13 protein-coding genes and 1 riboswitch are annotated in these 17596 nt (G+C 36.6%); of the genes, 4 read left to right on the top strand and 9 right to left on the bottom strand.

The genetic code is table 11. The features are described 5' to 3' along the window. Positions 1-70: 70 nt before the first annotated feature. Positions 71-173: riboswitch (SAM riboswitch) on the bottom strand. A 192-nt stretch (positions 174-365) separates the two neighbouring features. From speB to NLW78_RS00305, 4 genes are all read left to right on the top strand, one after another. After that, positions 366-1325: an agmatinase gene (gene speB, locus NLW78_RS00320; protein WP_437181938.1), complete on the top strand. Its 960-nt coding sequence runs from the start codon at positions 366-368 to the stop codon at positions 1323-1325. 37 nt (positions 1326-1362) lie between these two features. Next, on the top strand, positions 1363-2205 hold the full coding sequence (locus NLW78_RS00315; RefSeq protein WP_254494281.1) for a polysaccharide deacetylase family protein: 843 nt from the start codon (positions 1363-1365) through the stop codon (positions 2203-2205). A gap of 156 nt (positions 2206-2361) precedes the next feature. Then, the gene (locus NLW78_RS00310) at positions 2362-3846 is read left to right on the top strand and encodes a sodium:solute symporter family protein (RefSeq protein ID WP_254494280.1); all 1485 of its coding nucleotides are present in this window, start codon (positions 2362-2364) and stop codon (positions 3844-3846) included. Next, positions 3834-4583 carry an SDR family NAD(P)-dependent oxidoreductase gene (locus NLW78_RS00305; protein WP_254494279.1) on the top strand — a complete coding sequence of 250 codons (750 nt, stop codon included), beginning with the start codon at positions 3834-3836 and terminating at the stop codon, positions 4581-4583. The genes NLW78_RS00310 and NLW78_RS00305 overlap by 13 nt, the downstream gene beginning before the upstream one ends. A gap of 323 nt (positions 4584-4906) precedes the next feature. Here NLW78_RS00305 and NLW78_RS00300 read toward each other — a convergent pair whose 3' ends face one another. The 9 genes from NLW78_RS00300 to NLW78_RS00260 all read right to left on the bottom strand — a co-directional run bounded on the left by NLW78_RS00300 (position 4907) and on the right by NLW78_RS00260 (position 17585). After that, entirely contained in the window at positions 4907-6637 is a 1731-nt protein-coding gene (locus NLW78_RS00300; RefSeq protein WP_254494278.1) for a PucR family transcriptional regulator, read from the bottom strand. A gap of 40 nt (positions 6638-6677) precedes the next feature. After that, on the bottom strand, positions 6678-7949 hold the full coding sequence (locus NLW78_RS00295; protein WP_254494277.1) for a TRAP transporter large permease: 1272 nt from the start codon (positions 7947-7949) through the stop codon (positions 6678-6680). A gap of 16 nt (positions 7950-7965) precedes the next feature. Beyond that, entirely contained in the window at positions 7966-8445 is a 480-nt protein-coding gene (locus tag NLW78_RS00290; RefSeq protein WP_254494276.1) for a TRAP transporter small permease, read from the bottom strand. A 95-nt stretch (positions 8446-8540) separates the two neighbouring features. Continuing rightward, entirely contained in the window at positions 8541-9584 is a 1044-nt protein-coding gene (locus NLW78_RS00285; protein ID WP_254494275.1) for a TRAP transporter substrate-binding protein, read from the bottom strand. Between the two features lie 48 nt (positions 9585-9632). Continuing rightward, the gene (locus NLW78_RS00280) at positions 9633-11234 is read right to left on the bottom strand and encodes a carbon-nitrogen hydrolase family protein (protein WP_254494274.1); all 1602 of its coding nucleotides are present in this window, start codon (positions 11232-11234) and stop codon (positions 9633-9635) included. A 54-nt stretch (positions 11235-11288) separates the two neighbouring features. Next, complete coding sequence (locus tag NLW78_RS00275) at positions 11289-12656, bottom strand: dihydroorotase (protein ID WP_254494273.1); 1368 nt, start codon at positions 12654-12656, stop codon at positions 11289-11291. Between the two features lie 460 nt (positions 12657-13116). Then, positions 13117-14427 (bottom strand): MDR family MFS transporter, encoded by a 1311-nt coding sequence (locus NLW78_RS00270; protein ID WP_254494272.1) that lies wholly within the window; start codon positions 14425-14427, stop codon positions 13117-13119. A 553-nt stretch (positions 14428-14980) separates the two neighbouring features. After that, positions 14981-16087: a zinc-binding dehydrogenase gene (locus NLW78_RS00265; RefSeq protein WP_254494271.1), complete on the bottom strand. Its 1107-nt coding sequence runs from the start codon at positions 16085-16087 to the stop codon at positions 14981-14983. Positions 16088-16139: 52 nt separating this feature from the next. Beyond that, positions 16140-17585: an aldehyde dehydrogenase family protein gene (locus tag NLW78_RS00260; protein ID WP_254494270.1), complete on the bottom strand. Its 1446-nt coding sequence runs from the start codon at positions 17583-17585 to the stop codon at positions 16140-16142. Positions 17586-17596 lie beyond the last annotated feature (11 nt).

Below are 17596 nucleotides of genomic sequence, written 5' to 3'. Positions count from 1 at the left end.
TTCTCACTCCTTTTGAAAATATAAAAAAACTTCTTTCTGCCATGAATGCAAAAAGAAGTCCTTTTGACCGGTTTTATCATTCAAAGCAGACGCTTTGCTGGTAGGAGCACCTTACATAAAGCAGGTTGCTGTGACATCAACGAGCCAGTTCTCTCTGTCACTCTGGATAATCTATTTAATTCATTTCATTATAGCATACATAACGGGGAAATATTACCTTCCTTGATGGCGGTTGCACATAAAAGTGCCATATCACCTATCCGTTTAGACACTTAGTAATGTAATTATTGAAAATTCTTAACATTTTGTCTATTCGTGTAACCCTTGTTTTACCTTATAGTTAAGGGTAAACAGGAGGGATAAAATTGGCTAAAGAACCTAAATATGGTCCAAGTCACCATAGTGATGCACCACGATACACTGGCATTAGAACTTTTATGAAACTGCCTTATATTACTGATCCTCATGAGGATATAGATGTTGCCATTGTAGGATTACCTTTCGACACTGCTGCAAGCTACCGGTCAGGATCCCGCTTCGGACCTTCCGGAATACGTGAAATTTCTATGCTTCTAAGACCTTCTAACGCTTTTCATAAACTCAACCCCTTTGATTATTGTTCTGTCATTGATTACGGTGATTTACCTCTAATACCCGGTCATATCCACGAATCCTATGACATTATGAAAACTGCTTATAGTGCACTGGCAAGGCATAATATTATTCCCATTGGGCTTGGTGGTGACCACTCTGTCACTTTAGGAGAACTAAGAGGATTGTCCGAAAAGTATGGAGCATTAAGTCTTGTTCACTTTGACGCCCACGGTGATACTTGGGACAACTATTGGGGCAAAAAGTATACTCATGGTACACCTTTTCGAAGAGCATTAGAAGAACACATTGTTGACCCCTCTACTTCAATCCAAATTGGACTTAGGGGAACCGTATATGATCCAAGTGATGTAGATGAAGCAATAAATATGGGTTTCCATGTGATTACGATAGACGAGCTTCGTTCCTTATCTCCTGAACAGTTAAGTGAACAAATTAAAAGCACGGTAGGAGAGAAGCCCGTATTTCTTACCTTCGATATCGACTTCTTTGATCCCGCATATGCACCAGGAACAGGAACACCTGAACCTGGTGGTGTAACGAGCTATGAAGGTCTGAACTATGTGCGTCATTTACCAGATTTAAACTATGTCGGTTTTGACTTGGTTGAGGTTTTGCCAGCGTTAGATAATGCTGAAATTACAGCTCAATTAGGGGCAAACATCGTTTATGAATTTCTATCTATTTTAGCATTCCATAAACGTAACCAATAGAAACAATTATATATTTATAGGGAAAGAGGTGGATATGATGAAATGGCCCAACGGAAAACAGATGGCTGTCGTTTTATCCTTTGATGTAGATGCTGAAACAGCTTTTACATTCAATGAGAAAAACAAGTCACGGATGTCACTATTATCTATAGGAACGTACGGAAGAACCGTTGGATTAAACCGCATTTTAACCTTGTTAAGCGAGAATGACCTGAAAGCAAACTTTTTTGTCCCAGGAGCTGTAGCTAATATAGATCCGACTGTTATCGAAAGAATAGTAGAGAAAAATCATCCAATTGGTCATCATGGCTACTTTCACGAACGCCTTGATGACTTAACCTTTGAAGAAGAAGAAGAGATTATAGTGAAAGGTAGAGAAGCAATTAAGAAATATGCGGGCTATTATCCAGAAGGGTATCGAGCACCCTTATGGGAAATAAATCGACATACGCCAAGCTTATTGAAAAAATATGATTTCCGCTTCGATTCTAGCTTAATGGGAAATGATGTTCCTTATACGATTGATGGTGGGCATAACGAAAAAATTCTTGAAATACCAGTCACATGGTTGCTAGATGACTGGGAACAATTTGCGTTTTCTGCTGAACCTCCAATCGGTTTCTCCATCGAGGAACCAGATAAAGTTTATCGACTATGGAAAGCAGAATTTGACGGACTGTACCAAGATGGTGGTTGCTTTGTGTTAACGATGCACCCGCAGCTTATTGGCAGAAGTTCCCGGATTAACATGCTAAACGAACTCATTCACTATATGAAATCGAAACCCGGGGTATGGTTTACAACATTAAATGAGATCGAGGAGAAATGGTCTTCCGGGGAATTAAAAGTTGAACACTCCCCTTTTATACAACTTGATTAAGCGGTTAATTTGTAAGCGGTTCCAATTTACTGTGTTGTTATTGCTAGCAATTGGTTCCTTTATGATTGCTAAATGGTTTCCCGCAGTGCGCTTTTAGTTTTCAGTATATTCTGACTTTATTTATTAAGAACTAAACTATAAAAAGGAGGATTCAGTATGATTACGTTTATTTTTGTTGTCTTCATGATTGCCATCTACTTACTTGCCTTTAAAGGCTATAAAAGGGTAGACAGCGCAGAAGACCTCATTATTGCCAACTGGAACTTACCATTACCGTTGGTTACATGGAGTTTAACGGCTGCACTATTAGCTGCACCGTTTTACTTTGCGGCGGTGGATTCCGGTTATTTCTTAGGAGGATGGGAATCATTCGCCACAATGGGTGGTCTAGGAACGGCTATGATTATTTGTGCTTTCACATGGGTAAAGCCACTTAGAAGGTTAAAAGGTTGGACAATTGCCGATTATTACGGAATACGCTTTGCAGACAAAAAATTAGGTGCATACGCGGGAATCATCATGATTGTTGCCTTCGGTTTCTTTAATGCCGGTGCATTAACCGTTGGTGGGGCTTATATTATCCAAGTCATCTTTGACATTCCGTTTTGGGCAAGTGCCATCGTTTTCGTAATTCTTACGATTGTTTATACACTTATGGGAGGATTATGGTCATTAGCATACGCAGATGTGCTTAATGGAATCATATCTGTGTTAGGTATTTTAACGGTAACGTTAGTTATTATCTTTACGAATCAAGGGGAAATTTTCAATCCTAACTGGTGGGATGTGAATCGACTATTTGACCAAAGCGGGGCAGACTTTTGGATTTTATATTTAGTTCTCGCATTAGGCAACCTTGCCGCTGCTGATTTAGGCCAAAGAGTAGCTGGTGCTAAAAGTCCATCCATTGCCTCAAAATCAATGATCATTGCAGGCCTCATTGTTTTAATTGTTGGTTGGACTCCAGGAATTATTGGGGAAGCATTCAAGATGTTATATCCAGGGGTAGAAAATGCAGAATCATTATTACTTCTATATCCATTAGATTATTGGCACCCTATCTTTGCTGGTTTGTTTTTAACGGCGATGGTTGGAATGGCGATGTCGACATTAGCAGCATGTTACATGGCTGCAGTTGGTGTATTTGCGAAAAATATTTACTTAGATTTTATTAACAAAAAACCGTCACAAAAGAAGTTACTATTTTATTCAAGAGTTGCCATACTCGTTTGCGGTGTAGTAGCTCTATACATTTCCATTTCATTTGAACAAGTCTTAGCTGTAGCTTATCTTGCCTGGGATATTATTTTTGCGACTTTATTCTGGCCACTTCTACTTCCTCCGTTTTGGAAAGGTGTTTCATCGAAAGCAGTATGGAGCAGCATAAGTGCAGGATTGTTTGTATATGTAGTAACACTCTTTGCAGGGGTACCACTTCCTGGTGAAGGTGGATTACTATGGACGTTACTGCAAGAACCCGTATTCTTTGCGGTAGTCATTTCTGGTATTATTATCGTCGTTGTATCGAAATTATCTCCACCTAATCAGGCGACACTTGATGCCCATGCTAGAGAGCTAGACAAAACGGCGGATGAGCTACCAACGGAAGAAACGTTCGGAGGGGACAAATGGGTAAATTAAAAAATCGTGTAGCAGTGATTACAGGCGGAAGCAGAGGTATAGGTAAAGGAATTGCGATTGCCTATGCAAATGAAGGGGCACATATCGCATTTACCTATCGCTCGAACAAAGAAGAAGCTGACAAAACAGCTAAAGAACTTGAATCTTATGGTGTAAAAGCTTTACCAATTCAAGCAGATATGGGAGAACAACAACAAATAATCAACATGGCTCATCAAATTAAGGAAGTGTTTGGAGCAATTCATATTATTGTAAATAATGCAGGTACGATCGGAAAGGAATATCCTTTAGTCGACATGCCCGTTGAAGAATGGGATAAGTTGATGAATGTAGACTTACGAGGTGTATTTCTCACGACAAAATATTTACTACCACTAATGAACAAAGATATGGTTGGGAAAATTATTAACGTGTCATCTGAACTCTCATTGAAAGGTCGGGCCAACTTCACCCATTATACAGCAGCAAAAGGCGGCATCAATAGCTTAACAAAAAGCTTAGCTCTGGAGTTAGCACCAAACATTTTAGTGAACACATTAGCTCCCGGGCCAGTAGAGACAGATATGATCCTTTCAGATATGGATGAAGAATGGATTGAAAAAGAAAAAGACGTTCCATTAAAAAGACTAGGTACGGTTGAAGAAATGGCAGCAACAGCTTTACTCCTAGCCTCCGATGACGGCAATTATTTCTGCGGCCAAACGATTAGCCCTAACGGAGGAGCAGCGTTTCTATAGTTGAATGAGAACAAAGGAAAAGCACAATGAAGCGGATCTTACGCTTGTTGTGCTTTTTTGTTTTACGAAAGTGTATATAATATGGCCTACCTCGATTTTCCCCGTCCACCTGATTTTGCTTTTCCCCGTCTTTGTTCATCAGGTCTTTTGCCTTCACCGTTTCGTTTTTCCCGAGGTGCATGTGAGTCTTTAACCAAGATGTTTCCCTCCTGAATGAGTTATTAATGGGCAACTAAGTTAAGAATTATAATGATCCAAAAAGAGTGAATTATACTTAAGACGAGTATAATATTAAATGTTACAATTCTTATCATACCCCTAACCTAATGGGTTCTATCCAGTACCTTCTTAATTAAAAGAGCTAAGTATAAGCTTAACCGAATTGATGCTTGACTAAGATCAATTGATAAAACCTTATTTATTTTTTTAATTCTATAATTTAACGTATTGGGATGCACATATAATTCTTTTGCAGCCTCTGTAACATTCCCGTTTTTTTCCAAATAGACCTCAAGTGTATTACATAAATTATCTTTATTACTTTTATCGTTGGAAATTAACTCTCCTAAAGTTTCGTTACAGTATCTATACAATTCATTTTTATTTTCTATCAATGCTAAAATTTTTAGCACTCCTAAATCTTTATAAAGAGAAACTGTGTTAGAACCAAGAAACTCTTTTGCCAAATCTGTTGTTTGCTTAGCTTCTAAATAGGATTTTTTAATTTCGTCTAAGTCATAATAAGGATCGCTTATGCCAATTGTAAAGTTTATGTTAGAAAACTCTTGTAATAATCTTGACAACAGGTTATCAAATGTATCTTTAACTTCACGAAAATATGAAGAATCATTCTTTTCTCTGAGGGGGAGAATGATTGTAAACATGTTTCCTTGGGAAGTTACAAATCGTTTTTTATGTCCAAGTTGATCTAGGTTTAATTCTATCGCCTTCTCTATTTTTTGCTCATATCGCTCTATAAAAAAATTTTCATTTTTATTATCTATCCAAAAATGTTCGTCATCTAAACTATCTATATTTATATTAACAATAATTGAGGGTTCTGAGATGTTATAAGGGATAATCTTTTTATTTACATATGTTTCTAAGTCACCTTTTAAAGAACCTTGAATTAACTCATTCATAAATGAGGTTTTAGTTCGAGTAGTTGACTCAAGTGTAACTCTGGTTTTAATCATATCTAGGGCGATAGTAGTTGCACCATGCTCTAACGCTTTTACATCAATCCGGGATATTTCATTATGTACCTCAATTGCTGATAAAAAACCATAGAGAACATTATTAGCTACAATTGGCAGAACTTGTTGATTAAAACTCTCTTGGCCCTTAACATTTACTTCTAAGGTAAATAAATTATTATCACGTTCCTTAATACTTTTGTTATAAGGGTTTGTTTTTTTGAACTTTTTTCTATATTTATCGGATATTCTATAATCTATTAGCCCTTTAAACTTTTCGTTACTTTTATTGTCCGGATATTTATATACTAAAACATCTAATAAACAATCTTCCACAATAACAGGATTGCCAACTAAATTGGAAATTGTTTGTGTTATGTCTCCTAGATTTCCACCACTTAATACAAGATTTGTTAAATGATTGTGGATATCCCCAGTTTTTCTTAATATCTCATATTGGTGCTCTTGTAGTTTTTCCGTTACATTTTGAATAAGCGTAGGCCAAATAACAGTATTTGGTAATTTGATTATCGGAAACGATTGCCTATCGGCAATCTCTTTAAAGGACTTATCAATATCCCCCAAAAACCTCTCAGGTTTTAATGCCAAGGCGGAAGCACCATTGTTTATTAATGAATTTAACCATGTTTTTTGAAGTTCTATATCATCTTTAAAAAAGTACCCAGTACTAAAGACAACTTCTCCTCCAGCTATCCAATCTGCAGAATCAGGTACTTCAGCCACAGTTGTAGACTTCACTTTATTAGATAGCCCACTTAATCCTGCAATTAGTTCACTACCCTGAAATGTTTTTAATTCTAATAATTGACTAACTTGCAAAAAATTTTTATGATCCATTAGCAATATAGGTTCTCCTTTTCACTAGTATCCACAGTTGTTACTTTACGAGATTTGGCAGCCAAAGTGCTATATCTGGAATAAGCGTAACTAAAATTAGTGCAATTACACTTATAATAATAAAGGGAACTAATCCAGGAACAATTCTTTCATATGGTACTTTAAACGTTCCCGATGCAACGAAAATATTCATACCAAATGGTGGTGTCAACATACCAATAGAAGCATTTAAGACAATTAATAAACCTAAATGAATAGGATCTGCACCTGAAGCCATTGCAATCGGGTAAACGATTGGTGTTAAGATTATAATCGATGAGTTAGGGTCTAAGAACATTCCAGTAACGATAAAAATGATATTAATCATCAAAAGAATAGTAATTGGGGATAGATCACCGAGATTACTTGCTAAAGTCTGTGGGACTTGTGCAGTAGTCAGAAGCCATGAGAGCAATGAACCAGCACTTATGAGAATGAAAATCATTGCAATCATTCTTCCTGAAGTTTTCGCGGTTTCGTATACATCTGAGAATTGAAGCTTTTTATAAATAAAGACCTCGATAATGATAACATAAACAACAGCTATAGCCGCTGATTCTGTAGGTGTCATATATCCGAGATAGATTCCTCCCAGAATTACAATAGGTAAACCTAAAGCCCAGAAAGCATCCTTAAACGCGAGGATAACTTCCTTAAATGATGACCTTTTCTTTTTCGGAATATTACGCCTCCTGGCATGTATAAATACATAAATCATAAACAAAATCGATACAAAAAGACCAACTGAAGTTCCTGCTAGAAACATATCCCTAACGGAGGTACCCGAAACAATGCTATATAGAATCATTGCTACTCCTGGAGGTATTAACATTGATAACGTACTACTAGAAATGATAACTCCTAAAGAAAATTGATCTTTATATTTATTGTCTAATAAGGCCGGATAAAGCAACCCTCCAACTGCTACAATTGCTGCGGGACCTGTACCTGATATAGCGCCAAATAAAGTACATGTAACAACTGTTGCCATTGCTAAGCCGCCTGGAAGGTGACCTACTAAACGGTTAGCTAAAACAACTAATCTCTCTCCTGTTTTTCCTTTAGACATGACGTCTGCCGCAAACATAAAAAAAGGAATGGCTAACAGGGGAAAAGAGTCAATTCCATCAATCATTCGTTGAATAGTAACAGTTATGTTTATATTTGGATAATAAAAAATAGTGGTAATTAACGAAGGAATAACAATTGCTAGAAATAGTGGAGTTCCTAATAACAATAAGATCAAAAATATAGTTGTTAGTGTTAAGATCACAGCTTACCCCCCTAACTCATTTAAAAGTTTGATAAAGCTTCTGTATATAACTAATAGTCATTAATATAAAACCAACAGGCACCGCTAAATATAATAACCAGATAGGAATTCCCGTAGTAACACTTACATTTCCTGACTTTAAAAGCTTCTCAGTTATCGCCCAACCTAAGTAAACTAAGTAAATTGATGAAACTAAACCAATTAACAACACTAACCGATTAACGAAGAACTTCACACTCTTAGATATTTTATTCAATAAAATATCTATTTTAATATGTTCATTAAATCTTAAGCATGCACTAAGACCTATGAATGTTATCCAAACATTAATATATCTAGATGTTTCCTCCGCCCACATTACTGAAGTATCGAAAAAATGCCGTGATATAACATTAATAAAAATAATTACGGACATAGTAATTAAACCTAACGCAATTAAAGAATGCTCTATCTTCCCAGAAATGATATTAATTTTCTTTAAAGTTTTTCCTAACAAGATCACACCTCCTTGTTAAATAAAAAAACAAATAGGTCTCTCTCCTATATGTAGAAAAATCAATACCTACTTATAATAGAGAGACCATATTTTTTCTACTCTAGATTTTCAATTTCTTTTTCAAGGGCATCAAATAACTTATCTCCACCTTGATCAGCATATTCATTTCTAGCAAATTCCTTAACAGATTTAACAGCATCAACTAATGCCTGTCGTTGGTCTGGGGTTAGCTCATGAAGAGTTACGCCTTGCTCCTCCATCTTTTGCGAATATTCATCAACTAACGAATATGTTTTACTTACTACTTCTTTTAGTCCCTCTTCATATCCTTTAACAATTGCCGCTTGTATATCTTCAGATAACTCTTCATACCAGTTTTTATTTACCATTACCATTTGGTCTAAAACACCATGACTTGTTAACGTAAAGTCCGTTTGAACTTCGTGGAATTTCATATCAAAACTAGTTACAATAGGGTTTTCTTGTCCATCTATTGCACCGGACTGCAATGCACTATATGTTTCAGAAAAGTCCATAGTGATAGGGGTTACTCCAAGGGCTTTATCCTGTTCAATAAGGATTGGAGATGCCATTACTCTGAATTTCAAACCGTTAAAATCATCAGGTGTTAACAATGGTTTATTTGCTGAAAAATGCTTATATGCTGTATGCCACAATCCTAGTGTTTTAATCCCTACATCCTCTGTTGTTGCCAAAATGTCTTTGAAAGCATCAGTCTTATATAATTCTAAAAGCTTATCTTTATCTTCAGGTAAGAAAAAAGGTGTATCTAATAATGTGATAAGTGGTTGCGTACCACCTAAATATGCAGTAGGTACAACCACCATTTCAATGTCACCAAACTGTACTCCTTCAACCTGCTCACGTTGACCACCTAGTTGAGAAGCTGGATAAATTTCCACTTTAACATTCCCATTGGTTTCACTTTCAACTACTTCTTTAAATTTTTTCGCCCCTAAATCTCTTGGACTACCTGGGGCTCCTACGTGGCTTAACTTCATCACAATTGTTTCACCATCACCACCACCGGAACCGTTTGAACCTGAAGAATCGTTCGCACATGCAACTAATGATAAAATTAACACGGCCAATAATGTAAACTTAAGGAAAACCTTCAATTTTTGTACCCCCTAATATAATTTTCTTAATATAACCTAAAAATAGGCTTAATTAACTAATGGGACATATTGGTCTGGTTGTCGATCAAATATTGCATTTGTACAGGGAACGATATCCTTACAACGACTTAAAAAAGCCGGAATTAAAACTGCCGTTGCGTGTTCTCTTCCACTTAACGTTGATGAAATTACTCCTCCGTTCGGATCGGTTATAAAGCTGTGTGTGTGCAAATGACTGTTTAACTGATTACTAGTAATCACAAAAACTTTATTTTCGGCGGAACGGGTACGAGCAATTTTTTCTTGAATATCTGGTTCTAAATCATTAATCCAAATAATGATGTCAGCACCTCGCAAAGTTAGAATTCTGGCAACTTCAGGAAAAATCCCTTCTTCCCCCAACATAATTCCGAAATTTCCTTTTTTCGTTTCTAAAATGACATATTCATTCCCTGAGATATGGTCCAATTTCTCTTTCTGATTTAAGTGGGTTTTGCGGTAGTTTGTTAATATACCCTCTTTCGTTAGTGCAAAAGCAGAAATCGATTTACAACCCTTTGTTTCTGATTTAGATGCAAAGAATACAATTGTTTCTCGATTATTTACAAACTCTTGTATTTCATGTGGTAAAATAATCCCTTGATAGAACTGAGGCAACACAATAAATTCTGCTTGCTGGTTTTCTAACTTTTGGATGAACCTTTTTGCTTTTTCTAAATACTCATTTCTATCCTTATACTTAAATTGTGTAGTGGACATCTGAGAAACCATTTGGTGGGGTACGATAGATTGCTCAACGAAGTTCGATATTGGTAGCTTACTGAGAGGACTTGTTAAATCTATATAACTATCTTTGTTACGATCATTTATCAAGTGAATTTCTCGGTATCTTTTATCTCTAGACTTCCTTGGGTCGATATCAGCGTATATGATTTCAGCTTTTTCTGAAGTTGCCTCTTTAATGACCTCACCATCAGGAGAAATAATACAACTTCTCCCCGCATATGTAACCGTGTCTGATTCAACACCACTTTTGTCTGCCATGATAACCCACACACCATTTTCCATTGCTCTTGTACTTAACATAAAACCGCATTGTGCATTTGTTAATAATTTTTCGTCTTTTCCTGTGGATGTTAAGTTCGCTAAATCAATGATTACATCTACATTTTTTAGTGCTAACTCTCTTGGGAGTTCTGGCATTCTACCATCTGCACATATAATCATTCCCCAGCGTCCGAAAGGTGTATCTACAACATCATAAACATCACCTTGTTCAAACCAGTTATTATCAAAATGCCACATAAATGATTTGCTCGTTTTACTAATTATGTTACCTTCTGGGTCAAATAAGAACGCACTGTTATAAAGGGATTCTTGTTTTTTTTCAACAAGACCAAACGCAATGTAACTTTTGTATTTCTTTGCCTTAGCAGCTACATTATCAACAACCTGAGTAGTAAGTTCTAGTGATTCATCTAATAATCTATTATCCATACCAAGATAGTAAGCAGGATAAACTGTTTCTGGTACAACGATTAAGTTTGGTGATTGCTCCCCTGCTTCATCAATCATATTTAATAAGGAATTTAATGCTGGTTTATATTCTTCTAACGAATTTGCAAACGGTTGTATACAAGCTACTTTCATCTCCAACTCCCCCTTCTCTTATTATCAGTCAGGTTATAATATAAAATATGAGATTTATGAAAAGGCTTTGGCATTAAAATTGTTAGAGTTAATCTTAGTAACCGGGGATCCTGCCCCAGGATCTGCCGTAATTCCCCCATTTTCTGCAACTATTTTTCCTCTAACCATAGTCAGAACCGGTTTTCCCATCACCTCTTTACCGTCGTAGGGTGTCCATCCTGCTTTCGATGTGATGTCTTCACTTTTAATTGTCCATTTTTCAGATAAGTCAATAAGTACTAGATCAGCATCTGTCCCAACCAACAGTGATCCTTTATTTGGATACAAACCTAGCGCTTTAGCTGGTTCTTCCGAATAAATTTGTACTAAACGTTCAAATGATATCTTATCTTGGTTAACTAGATCTAACATCATTGGTAAGGTCGTCTCTACACCTGGAAGGCCAAAATTACACTCCCAAATATTACCGTCTAGTTTTTGCTCTACCGTAGAAGGGGCATGATCAGAGGATAGAATTTGGATACTTTTATCATTGATTAAATCAATTAACTTATCACCCTCTCCTTTTTTCCTTGCGGGTGGTGTAAATTTACCAAATGGGCCTTTCTCTACTACCTGTTCTTCGTCTAGAAATAGATACTGGGGGCAAATTTCTGCGAAAATATTAGCACCTTCCATTTGTTCACGCTTAATTAAGTCAATAATTAAGGGGTGACTAACATGGGCAATAGTGACATGGGCACCTGTTTTGCGCGTCATAAATGCGACATTAGCAGCAGCTACCTCTTCCGCTATCTCAGAGCGCCATTCCGAAATAATCTTATTGTCATAACGATTTTGCTCTTTTAAACGAATTTCATTTCCTTCAGTTATAGCGTCATCTTCACAATGAATTAAACATCTACCATTAAATGAAGCAAGTTCAGTCAGAGCGTTATATAAAGTATCGTTATTTAGGGTAGGAATACCATGCGTTGTGCAGGTGAAGATTTTAAAAAATAAAATACCTCTGTCCCACAACGGCTTGAGTCCACCAACGTCTTCCGGAAAAACATGGGCGGTTAATCCAAAATCCACCAAGGAACGGTTAGAAAGGTGATTAATTTTTTCGTCAAATTCTTTCACACTCCGAACAGGCGCACTATGCGTATGTTCGGATACTGTTGTAACTCCACCTACCGCTGCAGCAGAAGAACCGTGGATAAAGTCCTCCCTACTTGTTTCTGCGGGATCCATAAAATGCACGTGTTGATCTACCATACCCGGGGTCAAATATAAACCTTCAGCGTTAATACTTTTCCTTGCATTACCTAACGGTGATTCTGTAACTGCGGCTATTTTTCCATTACTTATAGATACACATCCTCTAAAACTCAAAGTCGGGGTAACTATTGTAGAATTAATGATTTCTAAATCAAACACTATATCGATCCTCCTTAAAATTTGATCATACTTACAAAACAGATTAAACTTCGATAACGAAACTATATTTATAATATTATAACAATTCAGAATACTTTTGTTTAAAACTAACAAAAAATCATTCGTGGATTTCCACATAATATTGGTGATAATTTTGTGGGATATGAACAAAATTACTCTCAATATAATGTTATTATTGCTATTTAACGCTGGAGACGATTTTGTCCCAGTAAGATTAGGAAATGAAGCCAAAATTTCATTGATATTAACTAGATAAAAAAAAGCACCTGTAATGAAGGTATTGCTATCACTACAAAGTGCTTGCTATTTTTGAATTGAGAAATGTAAGTTAACCGAGTATTACTTGGGTGATATGTGCCCAAATTCTTTTTTTAGCTGGGCATTTGTCTCATCTAAATAATTTTTATCGTTTATATAACTATATGAATTTACCAAATTCCTACTCAACTTGTTCCTTCAACACAAAATCCCTTTCTTCTTTCGTTTGTTCTTCTTCACCACTTTGGTTCCGCACTCGCTGCTCCAAACTTGGGATAATCTTATTAATGATTAAAAACCCAATTACACCAGTTCCTAGTAAAAACAGACTCATTGCCTCTTTCGATAGGAAGGCACTTAACGTTACAGATAAGGAGGCAAGAATCATTGAACCTTGGAACGTAAAGGCGTTCACTGCCATGTAACTACTTCTTTTATCATCAGGTGGCATGGCTGCTAAGTAGCTTTGTTGAACGGGGACCCGCATTAGTTCCCCAATTGTAGCAATCACCATTGCCGCGAACAAAATCCATACGTTATTAAAATAACTGATTGTCGTATAGCCAATCGTAAATAGAACGATGGACGTTAAAAACACGTTCTTATCTTTATATTTTTTCATCATTTTCATGACAACTGCGGCAAAAATAACAACAAGTACTGTGTTTTCTGTTCGTAACAGTCCAGTCATTTCTAACCCATTAATTGGCCAAAGAAACACATTTTGTTCCGGCATATCGTTATGAAGTCTTACCGCAATATAATTTGTCATTTGAAACTCAAGGGATTGAATAAATAAACCTGCAATAACAAACAGGATAAATACTTTATCGGTCCCCACAACTTTATAGCTGTTCACAATGTCCCGAAAAGCTTGAAACCTTTTGGGAGTCTGTTGTTGTTTTTTAGCCACGTTCGGGACATAGCTTTCTTGAATGAAGAAAATTAACACAAATAACACAATCGTCGATGTGATCACCATTCCGATAAATAATTGAAACAAGTAATCTCTAAACAAAAATGCACCTACTGCCCCTCCTAAAGCTATGGAAAGATTCCCTGACCAATACATAATGCTGTACATGAGTTTTCGTTCCTCAGGCTTACTTACATCAATTAACATTGCATCAGTTGCTGGCCCCTCAATCCCCCAGCAAATGCTCCCGACGACGAACATGAAAAAAGTTATGGTAGGTGATTCATACCAAGGGGAGTTTGCCACTGCCACCACAACAAGCGATATCGTTCTCACCACTTCGGCGATAACCATTAGCTTTTTTCTCCCTATAAGATCCGATAAATAGCCACCATAAAAACCTACTAAAGTGCCGATCACCACATTTACAATTAATAAAATACCGGTTAATTGTGCCCCGAAATGTACCGTAAAATAAATTGCCATAAACGGAAAAATCATACTTCCAACAAGTTCGGTAAAAAATCCAAATATAATTCTTAATTTAATGTTCGGGTGAAAATCCTTAAATTTCATGCCTATTCCCCATTTCTTCCCCGCTCTGTCTAAGTTAGACAATGGTTTCCTCGCATTTAATCATATAAGTTGTTATTGTAAATTTCTTCATACAGAGTGTTGATTGTTTCTCGGTCTTGAGGAGGAAAAATTGAGGGAGGTTGTTTTATTTAAATGACATCCCTATGCGGAATTAGAGCCTAGTTGAAGTTAAGGATCCGTTGATGAATGTTGTAGAATCTAAAGTTAAGCATAGAAAGACCCCTAACGTCTATGGTTAGGGGTGAGGGATACTATTACCTTTTATTAACGCGACTTAACTTTGAACGAACACATTTGCTACATGATAGAACAAGGGGCCATAGTCTGATCCGATCGAACAACCATTGGAAATTCATTAATTAAAATCATTAACAAGATGAAAACAGCACCTAAACTGGTAGGGGACTCCTAACATGTTTAGGTGCTGTTTGTCTATTGTTGATAGGGTTTCAGCAATGTAAGGTGTTGCCGAAGAACTACAGTTTTCCCCAGATATTAACTATATTTTTAAATAGTACTTATATTTCATAGATTATGCAAAAACTGTTTTGTTAGGAACAACTGCAGCACGTGTGATTTGTCGTTTGTTTACTAAATCCATCATTTTATCAAACTCATCTAGTGAGAAAACTTTATCTTCAGTGAATTCATGAAAGGGGAAATCATCTTTATAATCTGATAAAAATTGTAGTGCTTTGTATAAATAAGTTGGTGGATAACGAAGAGCATGATATATGGTAATACTTTTTCTCGTAAAGATAGCTGGGCTTATTTCTGTTTTCTTTGAAGGTGATATGTTTCCTAGCTCAACATATTTTCCGCCTGGGGCAATAATATATGCACCTTCCTTAAAAGCTTCAGGTACCCCCGTAACTTCCAGGGCTATATCCGCACCTTGCCCGTCTGTTATTTCTTTTACCCTTTCTACCCGTTCTTCCATAGAAGAATAATCATTAATATTAATAATAAAATCAGCCCCCATACGTTTAGCTAAATCAAGCCTTGAGGTAACTGAATCTATTACAATTGTCTTAGCCCCCTTTACTTTAGCGATAGCTAGACCATACAATCCAAGCCCTCCTGCACCTTGAATGACAAGCCATTCACCTGAAGTTAGGTTTCCTTTTTCTAACCCCCAATAGACTTGTGAAAGTGCACAGTTTGCAGATGCTGCTATTTCGTTGGGGACATTATCTGGAATCTTAAAAAAATATTGATTAGGAAATAAATAGTGGTGTGTGGCAAATGTTCCGATAAAATGTGGGTAAACGTCTGGAGTTGGAACATAGTTATATTTTGAGGCTGTACATTGGTCAAATCTCCCTTTTAAACAAGAAAAACATTCCATACAAGTAGGATAATAAACAAAAGCTACACGATCACCTTTTTTTACTTCTTGGCCTGCTCTATCTTTCGATACACCTTCTCCTAATTCATGGATTTCACCAATCCCTTCATGACCAATTGGGTAATCTTTGCTTGTACGCGGATGTAATCCTAGCCAAGTAGTTAGATCTGAACCACAGACACTAGCACGGAGCATATTTAGTACAACCGCCCCTGGCTCTGCTTTCGGAATCGGATATTCACGGACTTCAGTGTTAAAGGGGCTAGTTAAATAAACTAATTTACCTTTCATTTTAAACGACCTCCCACAATAAATTACAAACCTAAGTGTTCAAGCCATAATATTATGGTTTAAATGAAATCTTTTTCATTTGGTAATAAGCGCTTAAACCATAAGACCCATAGTCATATCCAACACCGCTTTCCTTCCAACCAAAATGGGGATGATTTGTTTGTTTTCCGGCTCCGTTCACAAAAACTTGTGCTGATTCAAGTTCTTCTATACATTTGTATACCGTTTGTGTATGATGTCCAAAAACATATGAAACAAGCCCGTAATCAGTGTTATTCGCTCGGGCTAATACATCATCTATATCACTAAAAGTTAAGAAAGGCAGAATTGGACCAAAAGTTTCTCCGTTAATTAGATTTGCTTCATCACTAACATTATCCAAAATCGTTGGCATGAAAAAGTAGCCTTTACGATGTTTTTCAGGAGCGGCACCGCCATAGACTACCTCTGCTCCCTTATTTACTGCTTCTTCAATAAGATCAAACATTCTATCGCGGTCTTCTTTAGTAATTAATGGACCCATTACTAATCCATCTGAGTATTCTTTTCCCCAACCAACCCTAATTTTTTTGGTTTCTTTAAGACATGCTGATAAAAATTCATCTTTAATTTCTTCATGCACATAAATTCTATTAATAGTTCCACAAGCTTGACCCGCGTTTCCAAGAGAGGTAAACTTTCGTTTCACACAAAATTTCGCCGCTTCCTTTATATCTGAATCTGGTAGAATAATAGCAGGAGCATTTCCCCCTAGCTCTAAAGAATAAGTTTTTATTGAACTAGAACCTTCCACCATAACTTTACGCCCTGTGTCACTGGATCCAATTAATGTGATTAATCGAGGAACAGTGCTTTCATTTAACGTTTTCCCGACTACATCAGAAGGACCTGTTAAAATATTAACAACCCCTTTTGGAAAACCTACTTTTTCTAATAACGTCGCAATGAACAAACCAGTTAAAGGTGACTTACTAGACGGCTTTATTATGACGGTACATCCTGAAACTAGAGCTGGACCTAATTTTAAGGCTATATTCATAATCGGACAGTTCCAAGCAAGATGCCCTACTGTAACTCCGATAGGGCGTTTCTCCATATAATGGTACGCACTGCCAAATGAACTGTTATAATCTGGCATTATATCACCGTAAACATGCTTCACCTCTGCTGCATATGTTTCATATATACTAACAGAAGTATTGAACTCAGCAATAGCTGTTGGTAATGGTTTCCCTATCTCCTTCATCATTAAATCAATAATAGTATTTTGGTGCTCCTTATATAACTGTAAAAAACTATTGAAAAGCTCTAATCGTTTATTTAATGGCTCTTTTGACCATCCTTTAAAGGCCGATTGTGCTGCCGCTAACGCTTCCTTTGTTTGGGTGGTATCAGCAGCAGTAACTACGCCAACGACTTCTTCAGTTGCAGGATTTGTGACCTCAAAAGGGTTCCCCCTACCATTTACCAGTTCACCATTAATCAACTGTTTTTCCATTAGTTCTCCCC

The organism is Salirhabdus salicampi (assembly GCF_024259515.1).
GTDB classification, from domain to species: domain Bacteria; phylum Bacillota; class Bacilli; order Bacillales; family Alkalibacillaceae; genus Salirhabdus_A; species Salirhabdus_A salicampi.
Note: the sequence above shows the minus strand (reverse complement) of the source record. Positions and strands in the feature narration are given on the sequence as shown.

Bases quoted from the DNA above. Each gene is read 5' to 3' on its own strand.
- NLW78_RS00315 (WP_254494281.1), top strand. From the start codon at position 1,363: ATGAAATGGCCCAACGGAAAACAGATGGCTGTCGTTTTATCCTTTGAT.
- NLW78_RS00310 (WP_254494280.1), top strand. From the start codon at position 2,362: ATGATTACGTTTATTTTTGTTGTCTTCATGATTGCCATCTACTTACTT.
- NLW78_RS00305 (WP_254494279.1), top strand. From the start codon at position 3,834: ATGGGTAAATTAAAAAATCGTGTAGCAGTGATTACAGGCGGAAGCAGA.
- NLW78_RS00300 (WP_254494278.1), bottom strand. From the start codon at position 6,637: ATGGATCATAAAAATTTTTTGCAAGTTAGTCAATTATTAGAATTAAAA.
- NLW78_RS00280 (WP_254494274.1), bottom strand. From the start codon at position 11,234: ATGAAAGTAGCTTGTATACAACCGTTTGCAAATTCGTTAGAAGAATAT.
- NLW78_RS00270 (WP_254494272.1), bottom strand. From the start codon at position 14,427: ATGAAATTTAAGGATTTTCACCCGAACATTAAATTAAGAATTATATTT.
- NLW78_RS00265 (WP_254494271.1), bottom strand. From the start codon at position 16,087: ATGAAAGGTAAATTAGTTTATTTAACTAGCCCCTTTAACACTGAAGTC.
- NLW78_RS00260 (WP_254494270.1), bottom strand. From the start codon at position 17,585: ATGGAAAAACAGTTGATTAATGGTGAACTGGTAAATGGTAGGGGGAAC.